This window comes from Xenorhabdus aichiensis (assembly GCF_028598775.1).
Taxonomy (GTDB): domain Bacteria; phylum Pseudomonadota; class Gammaproteobacteria; order Enterobacterales; family Enterobacteriaceae; genus Xenorhabdus; species Xenorhabdus bovienii.
Map to the genome: position 1 here is coordinate 133,013 of NZ_JAQRFO010000004.1, position 13,348 is coordinate 146,360.

Sequence of the window (13,348 nt, forward strand, 5' to 3'; positions counted from 1 at the left end):
TGGCATGAATAGTTAAACCGTGGCAGGTGAAGCCAGGGATAACAAGGATAAAACTGAATAGGTAGGGGTAAGTGAGAATGCAGGGCAAGAAAATCGGGTATCTTATTGGTGGCGCCATTCTGGCTACGTCTTACTTAGCACAGGCAGAGACCTTACAGCCTGATCCGGCTTGGCAACAAGGTAAACTCGAAAATGGGTTCAGTTGGCAAGCCCTGCAAACTCCACAACGGCCCAATGACAGGATACAATTGCGTTTAATCGTGAAAACCGGTTCATTGGCAGAGAAAACGCAACAACAAGGCTACACCTACCTTATTCCCAAAGTCGTATTGTTCAGCAGCAAAGATTTGTCATCGCAAAAACTGGAAAATCTGTGGCGCAACGCGATTGATAGCAAAAATCCCCTTCCTCCTGCCATTGTTTCATATGATTTCACGCTCTATAGCCTCAGCCTGCCGAATAACCGCCCTGATTTACTGAAAGATGCGCTGGTATGGCTGTCGGATATTGCGGGTGGCGCGGTTTTTACGCCGGAGACTTTGGCACAGGCCATGAAAGCGACCGATCATTCCGTCGCGACTTTACCCGCAGATATACAAGATCCTGTGTGGCGGATGCGGCTGCAAGGCTCGACATTGCTCGATCATGATCCGGGTGCGAGCGTATCAGTGCCTGTGGATGTCAAAAAAGTTGAAGCATTTTATCGGCAATGGTACACGCCAGATGCGATGACGCTGTATGTTGCTGGTCATGTTGACAGCCGGATCCTGTCAGAGCGCATTAATCAGGCGTTTTCGCCATTGAAAGGAAAACGGCAGACTCCGGTAGCCGTTGCGACGTTGTTGCCGCTGAAATCAGAAACACTTGGCGTAGTCAGTGATAAAGCTCAACAAGATCGGCTGTCTTTAGTCTGGAACCTGAACTGGCAACCGATTAACGATTCGCAGACCCTGTTTCAATATTGGCTAAACGATTTGGCTCGTGAAGCGCTTTATCGCTACCTGCAACTGGGGCGGGAAGAAAAGCAGGTTGGTATGAAGTTAGATCTGGATTGTCGCATATTGTACCAGCGGGCAAATTGTTTCTTGAATATGGATACTTCTTCGGACAAGCTGACAGAATCGACACTTTATCTGGCTTCTGAACTGGCATCATTGCGTGAAAATGGTCTGCCACAAGAGCAATTTGATGAATTGTATGCTCAGAAACGGCTTCAACTGCAACAGCTCTTTGCGGTCTATGCCCGCACAAATACCGATCTATTGATTAACCAGCGATTAATTTCACAGCAGAATAATGTGATAGATATTGCACCGGAGCAATTCCAGCGCTTAAGGCAGACGTTTTTATCTTCTCTGACACCACCGCTTTTGAACAAAAAACTGAAAGAGATGTTGTCTCAGGATATCTCCTTTATTCTGGTGCAGCCAAAAGATGAAACGGCCGTTAATGTGAATCAGCTTAGAAACAGTTTTAACCAGATTATGCGGCCGGGTCCCGTGCCGGAAACGCCAGCCATTGATACCAAGCCAGCTGCTGATGTCAAAAAAGGGGCGGAGTAGCCTCAGGTTTTTACAACAGTTTGGTTGTTATTTGACCTTGTGATACTGATTTCATTTGCATATAATGAATTCACTCAATGCAATATGAGGTAATGAAATATGGCAATGATGACTGTCAGGAATATTCCGGATGAAGTGCATCGAGCTTTACGGATGCGTGCTACCCTGCACGGCCGCAGCACTGAAGCTGAAGTACGTGCCATTCTGGAAGAATCAGTAAAGGCTGATGGCCGGATCAAATTGGGTTCGATGCTGGCTGAGATTGGTCGCCAGGCTAAATTGTCCGATGAAGAATTTACTGCTATCGAGCAGGTGCGTGACAAAACGCCGGCTAAACCAGTGAGTTTTGATTAATGATTGTACTGGATACCAACGTAATTTCGGAGACACTGCGCCAAGTTTCTGAACCCCATGTCATTGAATGGCTCGACTCTCAACCGATTGAAACCCTATATTTGTCGACAATAACTTTAGCAGAGTTGCGCTTTGGTATGGCTTCACTTCCTCCAGGGAAACGACGAGATAATTTGCAGAAGAGTTTAGAAAGTCGGGTTCTGCCTTTATTTGCTGGACGTCTACTACCATTCGATATGTTAGCGTCACAGTCTTATGGTGAGCTGATGGCAAAAGCCCGAACCCTAGGTTTGGCAATTAGCAAGGCTGATGGATATATCGCTGCAACCGCTATTGCGAATGGCATGATGGTTGCGACGCGAGATGTCAGTCCGTTCAAGGCGGCTGACGTAGACGTGATTAATCCTTGGGAAAGTTAGCCGAAAAATCAGAGGGCGAGTTTACTCTTAGTTTGCGGCCAAACCTCGTTTAAAATAACGGGGTTTATTTTCCATTATTAGATCTTCATGATCATTCTTCCTGAATTGATAGCAATCTAAACATCATAACTTGATCTTTTCTACCAGATAATCAATAAACATTCTGCATTTACGCTGAATCTTGTGTCCATTCGGGAATACGATTGTTACAGGCTGTTTTGGCAGTGAATACTCAGGAAACAGTCGTACTAGATTGCCTGATTTCAGCTCGGTTTCTATCATCCATTCCGGTAAGACAGCCACACCAAACCCTGCAATAGTCATTGTTTTTATTGATGTCGAAGAGTTGGTGTTGAATCTGGCTTTAGCACGTATATCAATTGACGGTAAGGTGAGGTGACTTAATTCCCAGTGGGTCGGTGTTTGCAAATTACTGTTGGCAATCCAATCAACGCCCCTGAGATCATTGACTGATTCCAGTTTATTTTTTTCAAGCCAGTCAGGTGATGCCACCAGATAAATTTTATAGTCAGCAATTTTACGGCTTTTAAGAGAAGAATCTCGCAATACCCCCAACCTAATGGCTAAATCCAGCCTGTCTGAAATAAGGTCATTAAGAGCAGAGCCAGCGTTATAGCTGATATTAAGTTGTGGATGTATTTTACAGAACTCGCCAATCAGAGGAAGAAGAAACCGATCACCGAACTCGATTGTTGATGTGATACGTAAGGTGCCAGAAAGTGAAAGATATTGTTCAGCCACATTATCTAAGCTGGACTGAATATTAATAAAGATTTCACTAAATTCATTGTAAAGAAGCTGACCTGCTTCCGTCAGCGCAATTCCTCTGGAATTACGAATCAATAACGGTACGTTTAATGACTCTTCCAGCCGCTTAACGTGGATACTGGTCATTGCTTTGCTGATCAACAGCCGTTCTGCTGCCCGTGTGAATGATCCACAATCCACTACAGCGATAAAGGTTTGAATCCGGTTTAATTGGTTATTCATCATAGTTAATTACAGCTAAACGGAATGTTCAATTTATATTCATAGTCTTAACGGGTCAAGAAAGCCTAAACTCCGCAGTGGAGGGCATAATGACTTATCGTTATCGTATTGCAATAATTTTTCTGGTTGGTTTTTTTATAGACTGCATCAACATTTTTATGTCAGCTATAGCCTTACCGGATATCGCACGTAATTTGTCAGTTTCGGAATCAACGGTAACCTGGGTTGCGAATAGTTACATATTGGGATTAACTCTCATTATTCCTATAAGTAACTGGTTGGCAAGTCGGTTTGGCACCCGCCAAATCATGATTGCATCCATGTTGATTTTTTCAATAGCCGCGTTTTTTGCGGGTATGGCGACGCATTTTCTCAGTCTGGCACTATTCCGTTTTGTACAGGGTCTCGGAGGAGGATTGTTGATTCCTGTCGGGCAGGCCCTGACTTTGAGCCTGTTTAAAAAACATGAAAGAGCAAAGATTTCAACGATTATCATGGCGGTCGCATTAATCGCCCCGGCAGTCTCTCCGGGAGTGGGGGGGATAATCGTAGATCATTTCTCTTGGCATTGGGTGTTTTTCAGCAATATTCCTTTTAGTCTTATCGCAGCGCTGTTGGCATTTCTCTGGATTAAAACGGAAAAAACAACGGCCGCTAAACCTGATTTGAGCGGTCTATTTTTGGTAAGTTTGTCGCTGGCTTCTCTTTTGCTTGGTTTATCGCTCTATGCTGAAGCAAGCACTAAAGTAGTGCCTTACATATTGGTTATCGCAGGAGTATTGTTTGCTTTACTTTATGTTCGCCATTACCGCCGCATCAATAATCCGGTACTCGATTTAAACATTCTGACCAACATCCAGATGCGTTTTTCAATATGGGTCTATTACGCTGTACCCGGTGTATTTACCGGAGTGAACCTGCTCAATATCTTCTATCTACAACAAGAACTGAATTGGTCTGCGGAGAAAGCCGGATTGCTGATGCTTTTTTATGCAGCCGGTTCCTTCTGTGCGATATTAGTCTGTGGCCGAATATATAACCAGTTGGGGTCGGTACGTTTGTTTTTTACCGGTCTTGTTTTACATGCCGCAGGAATTGCCATACTCGCTACTGTAAATACCCCTCAGGATCAGCCTCTTCTGATTATGGCATACCTTTTGATGGGAATCGGTGGGGGGATAGGCGCAAATACCGCGCAAACTACGGCGATGCTGGATTTTGAAGGCGAAGATTTATCCCGTGCCAGCACGATCTGGAATCTCAATCGCCAGATATGTTTTAGTATTGGTGCCACTATTTTTGCCATGATTTTTAATGTATTGCAGCATAAAACCACTCCGGCAACGGCTTACCATCTCACCTTTATTATTGCAGCAATTTCAGGTTTATTGCCCCTGTTAAAATTGCGCCAACTGGCTAAGAGTCGGGAGACTGTATGAACAACGCAAGAGAATTAATTGCGCATCAAAGCATCATGGAACTTCACCAATGGATAGAAGACGTATTTACCCATGATCAGCAAAAAGGCGCTGCGTCTCTGGAAAATCTGCTTTCTTGCTTCAGCCCTGAATTCAGCATGATTACAACCCGTGGACATACTGCTTTTTTTGTTCAGGTCAGTGAGTTGTTTCATCAGAATATAGGTCATAAACCCAGTTTAAAGATTGAAATCGATTCTATTAAGACACTCGTTAATACTGGCGATACGGTGGTATGTCAATACAGGGAAACACATTGCATGAATGACATAAAACAAGCACGTTGGTCTGTTGTCATCATTGAATTTAAAGAGGGAAATGCATTATGGCGTTACCTTCATGAAACCCCGATTGTGGTTTAAACATGACACAGTACCAAATGAGTAAAACTCTCTAAAAAAGGGCGATCAAACCCGCCCTTTGTATTGATAAACTATCCATTAATCATCGGCTATTTTTTCGCCGCAGCTCTGACTTCAGTTACACTTTTGCCGCCAATGCCCCAGTTATCCGTTTCAACTTCATCAATAATGACAAACGTCGTCGCCGGGTTTTTACCCAGTACATCCACCAGCAGCTGGGTTGCACCTTCAATCAATTGTTTCTTCTGCTCGGCAGTCGCGCCTTCGCGGGTGATTCTGATGTTTACAAATGGCATACATGACTCCTTTTTTGGTTTGTTATGATGTTTTCTCTGCCGTGGCGATCCACGCAGCACAAAACAGCGTTAGACGGGCAAAGAAATAGAAAAATGCCATCAAGCCAATGACCGAGCCGAAGGCGGCGCCAGAAGGTGAACTGGCAAGTCTTGGCAGCATGATCGTCATAATATATTTAATGATCTCAAACCCAATAGCGGCCATTAAGGTGCCCTGAAACAGCGCTTTCCGCTCAGGTTGATGCCGGGGCAAGATCCACAATATCCACAGGAATAGCAAATAATTGGCAGAAATGGAAATCGTCATGCCTATCAGTGTCCATGCAGGGCGCAGCCATTCAATGCCTTCTAATCCAAGGGCATGAACGAGGATTGCCTGAGCAGATCCGGCGATAGACGTCAGCGAAAGCGTTATCACCAATGCGAACAGCAGACCGAATAGGGAGAAAAAATCGCGGATATACTGAGAGTAGATTTTTTCTTTTTCTGCATGATGACGTTCCCAGACATCACGGGATTGGGCGAGGATGGCTTCGCGTAAGTTGCCTACCCAGTTCACGCCCGAATAGAGTGCGATTGCCAGACCCGTCAATCCAACCGTGGTTCTTTGATTCACTGCGGTATCAACACTGTTTTTCAGCGTGTTAGCCAACGACGGGTCACTGATGCTGTTAGCAATACCATTGATCAACCTTGTCAGCAGATCAGGATTGGATGCCAGTACAAAACCGGCGATGGCAAAAGAGAGCATCAAGATTGGGATGAGAGATAGAAATGAAAAATAAGTAATGGCGGCACCGAACTGGCTTCCCATCCGATCATTGAAGCGCTGGGCAGCCCGAATCAAATGGGCAATAAATGGAACAAAATCTCTTGGCATTACATCCCCTTAAATCTGGTTTTGCCTGGTGTACTCATTATGTTAGCGCTATGCGCTAAATGGGTATGTGGAAAAAGAGTAACAGGCAAAACAGAAAAGGCAACAAATACGGGCATGTCTGTCGCTGTTGATAAGAGGGCGATTGAATAGGCAGTAAGAAAGGATAAATAAAGGATATAGAAATAAAAATACGGTAGCCGCATGATGGGCTACCGTACTGAGGATCAATCGAATAAATGCTGATTAATCTAATTGATGGCCTTTGATCCCACTGTGGGTAGTAGGAATTTCTGTATCGTGGCTCTCATTTTTTACGAAAGGAATTTTTCCGGAAAAAATATCTTTTTGTGCAGCACCGGCAAGACCTACCATGGAATCTGGTAGATTAACACCGAGATTTCTACCCTTATCGTATCCAGTCACAGACTGATGTCCAATCTGCTGGGTATTCACTGATACCGTCCCTTGTGCACTGTCAATTTTACCGCCGACTAAATAGGTTTTTCCTGCAACATCCAGATTAATGCCGTGAGTACCGGTCAGGGTTGACTGCTCACCAACGGCTTCTCTGTCTAGCGTATCGTAATTGCCTTTCAGTTTACCGCTGTAACCTTTGAAAGCGGCGGTCAGTTGGTCTTTCAGGCTTGGTGCTTTCGCATCATCCGCTGCTGCGGTTTCAGTTGCGGAGTTGCTATCGGCGGCTGGTGCAGGAGATGTCGTTTCAGCGTCCCCTTTGACGGTTTTGCTGTAACCCAAGCCAGCATCCAGACCGACATTCAGGCTATGCGTGCTGTCTTTAAGGCTTTCAACATTGAGGTTGCCGCCGACATTGCCTGTCACGCGATCGGCCGTAACATTGGTGCCTTTGAGTGACGTATCGCCACCGCTGGTCAGCGTGACGTTACCACCGGACACATGGCCGTTATGGTATGTCATTGTATCCAGACGATTGACACCGAATTTCACTTCACCACCAATGTTATATTTGCTATCGATGATTTTGTTGCCAGCCTCACTACTGTCAGTGGAATTATCAGTTGCAGCATTGCTACCTCCTGCACTATCCCCGCTTTCATTGTTACGGGCCTTGCTGGACATACCCCCTTTGCCCTTGAGACCAACATGCCAACCATTGTTGTTAACGGTGTCCTGGGCGGAAGTCAGTTCAATTTTTCCGCGTTGTGCGGTTAAATCGACTTGCTTACCAGAGACATCAGAACCCTTCAGTGCCAGATTATTGCCTGCATTCAGGTTTACGCCCTGTCCACCTGTGAGGGTACTGGTTTGAGCCGTAGTGCTGTTCTGCTGGTCAGTGTTATAACCACCGCCAGCGCTGGCACTGAAATTCTTACCATCTGGGTTGGTTCCCACGGTTAGAGAAATTTCTCCATTGTGACCTGTACGGTTTTGCTCGTTGCGGTTGGTGGCTTGATCGAACTGGATATTTTCTTTCGCATTGATGTTTGTGCCGCCACTGCCAGCATTCATGGAGGTGCCTTGGTAACGGGCGTCTCTGGTCACCCGGATATCAATACCGTTTTGTGCCTGGATCCCGCTGGTTACGGCATTAGCATTATTGTTGGAGGTTGCCTGATAGCGGCCATCACCTTTGCCATTAACGGAAATATCACTGCCGGTTGAGGTGTAAACGCGCAGGCGGGCGTTGCCTGTGGTGTCAGAAGAATGGCTATCTTTACGATTGTAGGCGGCTTCACTGGTATGACTACCGGCTGTCAGTGACACGTCGCCTTTATTGGCCTGATATTGGGTTCCTTGATCGTAAACATCACCGTTAGTGGTGACTTTGACGTTACCCGCCTGGATTGAAGTGACGACTGCGTTTGACTGGCTATTGCCGGTATAATGGCTGCTGCCTTTGGCCGCTAACTCAAGGCCGGCATTCGGTAAGCCAATTTTGGAAATGGAAGTATCCAATTTATTCTCAGTGACCGCTTTGGCTGTTTTTTCTGCCGGGCGAGTCGTTGCACTGTAATCGGCTGAACCACTGATTTCACCGTCCACCTGCAACTGATTGGTGGAGTTTGATTCCGTATTTTCTGTTGCCAGATTTTTGATGCTACCGGCATTGGCCTGGTAAGCACCATTGACCTGATGCTGAGTGCCTTGCTGTTTTAACTCTCCCATCGCATTCAATTCAAGATTGCCGGTGACTTGAGTTTTTGACACCACAGCAGTGGTTTGGTTTTGGGATTGGCCATGACTTGCGTAACCACCTTCAATACCACCACCGAGCCTATCCATACCACCGGTCAAAAACAGACCGCCACGGCCTTTTACCTGTGAGTTCTCGGTTGATGTCCTGTTTTCCCCGGTGAGTAAGTTGATATTGTTCCCTGTGACTTTGGCATCACCTTGTGTCGTCACTAATTTGGAGCCTGTGATGGTGACATTTTCGCTTGCATTTACGGCGAGGTTGCCACCGTTCAATTCTGATGGATGTTGCGTCGTGACATTGGTTTTCTGGCCATCATGCGTGTGCTCAAGGCCGATACCGACACGGTACTGTTTGTCTTCTGCTTCACGGGCGTAATATTGCCAGTTTAGATTGGTTTTTTCCTGATGATGGCTATTCTGCTCACCATAAGCTAGTACATTGATGTTGCCTGATGTATTCACTTGCAGTTCACCCGCACTTTTCACCAGACTACCAATGATATTGATATCTTTATTGCTGAGTAATTTCAGGTCGGCATCGGAAACCATCTGACTGCTAGACGTGGTCTGCTGTGTATTGTGTTCTTGGTTCGAATTTTTGGTGATGTTAAAGATCGTACCGGTTCTTTCATTCACTTTCTTATAGGAGTTGTTAACCGCATTATCAATGATCAATTGCCCATCATTCGCTTCAACATAAGCTCCCTGTTGTGCTTTCACTTTACTGCCGGTAATAGTGACGCCATTCATTCCCGACAGCAGCAAATGTCCGTCCGCTTTGATATCAGAGGTATGATGAGTTTCCTCTTTATTGAGGTTATCTTTGTCGCTGCCGCCCGCAATGCCGCCCCAGTATTTCTTATTCTTGGCAATGCTTTGATTATCAACAAGAGATTGAACCGTGACTTTCGCCTGCTGACCAGCAGAAACAATCAGGTTTTTGCCGGAATTGACCTGAGAACCGATAATTTCAGCATTTGCCCCTGCATTGATGCCTAAATCTCCCCCCGCATTCAATTCACTGCCGATGCTTCTCTGGGCAGTATGGTTTTTGTTCCAGTTTCCGGTCTGCAAAGCAGCAGTGTGGTTCTTCTTATAGCCTTTCTCGGCTGTCACTTCCGATTCCAGCAGACCCGCCAGTTTCACATCTTTCTTGGCGGATACGGATAGTTGATTGCCGGCGCTGATTTTACTGCCAAGCACTTCTGCATTACCTTCGCTGGCCGTCAGATGGACATTTTCATGCGCCTTGATGGTATTGCCTTCATGATGATATTTGTCACTTTCTTTGGTGACATCGTACTGCCAGGATAATTTCCATTTATTTTTGGTGTTGCTGGTAAACTGGTGGAGTTGCTGTCCATCCAGTTTCAGATCAGCACCCGTCAGCGTGACATTATCCCCTACAATATCGGTCGCCATAACGCGGTTATTTTGCTTGGCCACCAGCGTAATATTTTTGCCTTCTAATTGGGTACGGGCAATGGATTCACTGATTTGCTTTTGTTGGGCATAAAGACCACTGAAACTGCTTTGGTGGTTGTCACTGTCTGTTTTGTCTGATGAGGATTGATTGAGGCGTCCTTGAGACAGAACATTGTTGCCTTGCAATGTGATATCTCCGCCTTTCAGGTCAGCGGCCTGCAACTTCACATCACCGTAAGACTTAATATCAATACTGTCACTGGCTGTCATCTTACCTTGCAGATTGACGCCGCTTCCTTCTGTGGTATTCAGCAGACGAATGCGTCCGGCCTGCATACTGCCGAGGTAATAGCTGTCGAGCACACCAACGTCCGTTTGCTGTGATGCCAGAATTTTCCCATCGGCTGAAATCTGGTTATTACCTGTCGTGATATTGATCGTTTTGGCGGTGATCTCCCGACCATGACTATCAATTTTGGGGGCAATAAAGTTCAGAACATCAGTATGTGACAAGCCATTGTTTTTGATACTCAGCGCATTTTGGTTGTTAAAAGTATTGAACCCTTGCAGGACGCCATTTTCAACTAACGGATTACCGACGACCAGAGAGGCCTGATTGGTATTGATAAAACCGCAGCCGTTGCAGGTGATACCATTGGGGTTGGCCAGCACATAATCGGCGGCTATCCCGAAAATTTCTTGTTGGCCGAGCAAGAATGAAGGGTTACGGCTGATGACTTCATTTAAAATCACACTGGCTGCCTGCCCATTCAGATTGCTGTTAGCAGATAAATGGCCGGCTAATTCTGATGATCCCTCGATCAATGAGTTATTTAATACCGCACCCATCTGATTGACGTTGAAATCCTCATATTGGTTATGTGATAGCCCTGAGTCAGAAGGTGCCACGATATTGACTACCGTAGCCCCTGTATCCGCCAGGATGACATCAGGGCGGTGTTCTGCATCACCTCCGGGAGTAATACCGTTGGCAAAACTGACTGAACAGGTTGTCAGAATAATTGCCATGGATACGGCAAGCTTTCCCGTAGGAGATAGCTTGAACTTTTTCTCTTGCATATTATTACCTCTATTGACTTTCTTTTATTGCCATGTGCAGCCCCCTGAGAGTAAAACCCCAAGTTGACTACGGTTAAAAAATGCTAATTGCTACAAAAATTAAAAGGTGTAAGAAACGCGTGTTAACAGTTGTATGGACTCATCCTTGTCTCTATTTTTATGGGATAATAATTTGCTTCGACTGACCTCGACATCGGCAAGCAGGCGCTGATAGCGCAATGTCAAGCCAGTACTTAATCCAGCACTACTTTGCCAGCCATCCTGACTGCGATAGCCTTTAACCCGTCCGACATCCACTCCCGCCCGCAGGTCAAGCGAACCTTTGAGTATCGGTATTGAGTGGGATAAGGTATTTCTCAGATACCAGCCGTTATCACCGGATAACGTATTTTTACTGAATCCTCGTACTGCATTGCGGTCGGTGATATTGAGCCACTCAACACCGGGCAGTCCGTTTGGGCTGTACTGGGTATAAAATTGGTTATTGAGCCGGTAGGACATATCAAATAGCCTGAAGCGCTGCTGTAAATTTACGGATAACTTTCCTTTGGTAAATTGCTTATTCAAGTTGTCTGTTGAGGTTTGAGCACTGAACCACGGTGTTCCCTGTTCAATGCCCGTGTCAAAAGTGATAAGGCCATTCGCAATGATTTGTAAGTGGCTTATTCCCAGTGAAAACACGGTTAATGTTTGACTGCTGTGACTGAGTTTGGCGCTATCGAAATAGTTGTTGAAATTCTTGTAAACAAGCTGGGTATTCAACGTCGAGATTTGCGATTGATTGCGGTGGAATACCCAATCCATACGCATACCCGACTGCTGTGAATTCCCATGTAGTTTGTACACATTTTTCTGTAGCTTTGGATGGCTGATATATCGGGAATAGCTGGTAAAACCGCTGAAAGTCGCAGCACCGTAAGGAAGTGAATAGAACAGAGTAGCAGCCCGATTATATTGGGTGTCGGGGTTATCGACGGTACTGATGCCGCTGAGACTGATAAAGTCGGACAACCCCAATGGGCTATCAATGCTGGCATTCAGCCGGCTTATCCATTTACCTGTGCTTTTTTGCCCGTAGTTATCGGTTGTCGCAGATATTCTCCACGGGGTGGAATGCTGGTTACTCAGCCTGATAACTGAGCCGCCACTGACCGTACCGGGTAAGATATCGAGCGTTGTTTTATTTGATTGCAGACGATTCGCCTGATCCAGCCCTTGGTCAAGCTGATCAAGATTCAGTGGTTTATTCGTCAGATGAGGAAACAGCATCTGGCTATTGATCCAGCGATTACCACCTTCAATGGCCTCGATAAAACCTTCGACAACATTAATTCCCAATTCCCCATGATGGCTGGGAGGGATAAATTGCACCCGCGCCGTAATATAGCCCTTGGCAATATAAAGGTTAGTGATTTCTGCTGACAGTTTATTGATGTCATTGCTGGTAATACAGTTGTTAGGCAATGCGCTGAGTGTATTCAGATCTGTCAGAGTCAGCAGCGTAATGCCTTGGAGATAAACGCCGCTGATATCCAGACATGCTGGTGCTTCTACCAGTACTGGAGAGACAGTCTGTGGCGAAAGGGCATCGGAACGATTGATTAATCCTTGGTGACGGCGTTGTTCAATTAACTGGTCTATTTCCCTTGAACTGTCTTGTAAAGTCCTTCTTGTCTCATCTGTCGGTAATATGACATTGAGTTCTTCAGGTGACGCTTTTACCTGAAGGGCGGTACATAATAAGATAAAAATTGCCGTCTTTTTAATCATGGGAATACCCAAATGACAATGGTTGATCCGAAAACGTACAGTGTTAGATTAGGTTTAAATATGGTTTGTTAATTAAATATTAAAGCATAGAAAATATTTTATTTTGCTCTGATTAATGTATATATTTTGCCCAAACTTATGGTTTGTAGTTATATATTTATCTTAATGATTTATTATGACTCGTTTTGGTTATGTCCTATCTTATTGTTAAGGGTTAAGTCAAATGTAATTCGTGCTTAATGAAAATTTCAGTAGGATAGCGATAAAACAACAAAGTTCTTTTATTACCCTGTATTTTTAATTTAAAAATTTTACTTATGTCACTTTGATTGCAGGTTAGGGGAAGGCGTTGACCTATCATCATAATCAATGAATTCGGCGTGGATTTTAGTAAAATTTGAGGTCAGGATTTTATAGGCAGTTTTGGGGCGATCTTGTTTAATAAATCGTCATGCAAAAGTGAGTGCTACCGTAAGGCAATATCAACACGGTAGCATCAGTCAGATTGGTTACATATGTAATCATGTATTTATGCA

Annotated in this window: 10 protein-coding genes; 5 read left to right on the top strand and 5 right to left on the bottom strand. The window is 45.0% G+C overall.

Annotated elements, in window-relative coordinates; translation table 11 throughout:
• Positions 1-77: 77 nt before the first annotated feature.
• From PSI22_RS03595 to PSI22_RS03605, 3 genes are all read left to right on the top strand, one after another.
• Positions 78-1,562 (top strand): M16 family metallopeptidase, encoded by a 1,485-nt coding sequence (locus PSI22_RS03595; RefSeq protein ID WP_273578618.1) that lies wholly within the window; start codon positions 78-80, stop codon positions 1,560-1,562.
• 99 nt (positions 1,563-1,661) lie between these two features.
• A complete protein-coding gene (locus PSI22_RS03600; RefSeq protein ID WP_273578619.1) occupies positions 1,662-1,916 on the top strand; it encodes a FitA-like ribbon-helix-helix domain-containing protein in 255 nt (84 codons plus the stop codon).
• A complete protein-coding gene (locus PSI22_RS03605) occupies positions 1,916-2,335 on the top strand; it encodes a type II toxin-antitoxin system VapC family toxin (RefSeq protein WP_273578620.1) in 420 nt (139 codons plus the stop codon). The genes PSI22_RS03600 and PSI22_RS03605 overlap by 1 nt, the downstream gene beginning before the upstream one ends.
• 123 nt (positions 2,336-2,458) lie before the next feature.
• Here the strand turns inward: PSI22_RS03605 and PSI22_RS03610 are convergent, their stop codons facing one another.
• Positions 2,459-3,349: a LysR family transcriptional regulator gene (locus PSI22_RS03610; RefSeq protein ID WP_273578621.1), complete on the bottom strand. Its 891-nt coding sequence runs from the start codon at positions 3,347-3,349 to the stop codon at positions 2,459-2,461.
• Between the two features lie 86 nt (positions 3,350-3,435).
• Between PSI22_RS03610 and PSI22_RS03615 the strand changes: the two genes are divergently transcribed.
• Both PSI22_RS03615 and PSI22_RS03620 read left to right on the top strand, forming a co-directional pair.
• A complete protein-coding gene (locus PSI22_RS03615) occupies positions 3,436-4,785 on the top strand; it encodes an MFS transporter (protein WP_273578622.1) in 1,350 nt (449 codons plus the stop codon).
• On the top strand, positions 4,782-5,186 hold the full coding sequence (locus PSI22_RS03620) for a hypothetical protein (RefSeq protein ID WP_273578623.1): 405 nt from the start codon (positions 4,782-4,784) through the stop codon (positions 5,184-5,186). The genes PSI22_RS03615 and PSI22_RS03620 overlap by 4 nt, the downstream gene beginning before the upstream one ends.
• An 89-nt stretch (positions 5,187-5,275) precedes the next feature.
• On the opposite strand, the gene PSI22_RS03625 is transcribed toward PSI22_RS03620, so the two are convergent.
• The 4 genes from PSI22_RS03625 to PSI22_RS03640 form a co-directional block, all read right to left on the bottom strand.
• On the bottom strand, positions 5,276-5,482 hold the full coding sequence (locus tag PSI22_RS03625) for a 2-hydroxymuconate tautomerase family protein (protein ID WP_012986869.1): 207 nt from the start codon (positions 5,480-5,482) through the stop codon (positions 5,276-5,278).
• 22 nt (positions 5,483-5,504) lie between these two features.
• Entirely contained in the window at positions 5,505-6,362 is an 858-nt protein-coding gene (gene yhjD / locus PSI22_RS03630) for an inner membrane protein YhjD (protein ID WP_273578624.1), read from the bottom strand.
• 243 nt (positions 6,363-6,605) lie between these two features.
• Positions 6,606-11,042: a hemagglutinin repeat-containing protein gene (locus PSI22_RS03635; RefSeq protein WP_273578625.1), complete on the bottom strand. Its 4,437-nt coding sequence runs from the start codon at positions 11,040-11,042 to the stop codon at positions 6,606-6,608.
• Positions 11,043-11,141: 99 nt separating this feature from the next.
• A complete protein-coding gene (locus PSI22_RS03640; RefSeq protein WP_273578626.1) occupies positions 11,142-12,812 on the bottom strand; it encodes a ShlB/FhaC/HecB family hemolysin secretion/activation protein in 1,671 nt (556 codons plus the stop codon).
• Between the last annotated feature and the right edge of the window lie 536 nt (positions 12,813-13,348).

Bases quoted from the DNA above. Each gene is read 5' to 3' on its own strand.
- PSI22_RS03595 (WP_273578618.1), top strand. From the start codon at position 78: ATGCAGGGCAAGAAAATCGGGTATCTTATTGGTGGCGCCATTCTGGCT.
- PSI22_RS03600 (WP_273578619.1), top strand. From the start codon at position 1,662: ATGGCAATGATGACTGTCAGGAATATTCCGGATGAAGTGCATCGAGCT.
- PSI22_RS03605 (WP_273578620.1), top strand. From the start codon at position 1,916: ATGATTGTACTGGATACCAACGTAATTTCGGAGACACTGCGCCAAGTT.
- PSI22_RS03610 (WP_273578621.1), bottom strand. From the start codon at position 3,349: ATGATGAATAACCAATTAAACCGGATTCAAACCTTTATCGCTGTAGTG.
- PSI22_RS03615 (WP_273578622.1), top strand. From the start codon at position 3,436: ATGACTTATCGTTATCGTATTGCAATAATTTTTCTGGTTGGTTTTTTT.
- PSI22_RS03620 (WP_273578623.1), top strand. From the start codon at position 4,782: ATGAACAACGCAAGAGAATTAATTGCGCATCAAAGCATCATGGAACTT.
- PSI22_RS03625 (WP_012986869.1), bottom strand. From the start codon at position 5,482: ATGCCATTTGTAAACATCAGAATCACCCGCGAAGGCGCGACTGCCGAG.
- yhjD (WP_273578624.1), bottom strand. From the start codon at position 6,362: ATGCCAAGAGATTTTGTTCCATTTATTGCCCATTTGATTCGGGCTGCC.
- PSI22_RS03635 (WP_273578625.1), bottom strand. From the start codon at position 11,042: ATGCAAGAGAAAAAGTTCAAGCTATCTCCTACGGGAAAGCTTGCCGTA.
- PSI22_RS03640 (WP_273578626.1), bottom strand. From the start codon at position 12,812: ATGATTAAAAAGACGGCAATTTTTATCTTATTATGTACCGCCCTTCAG.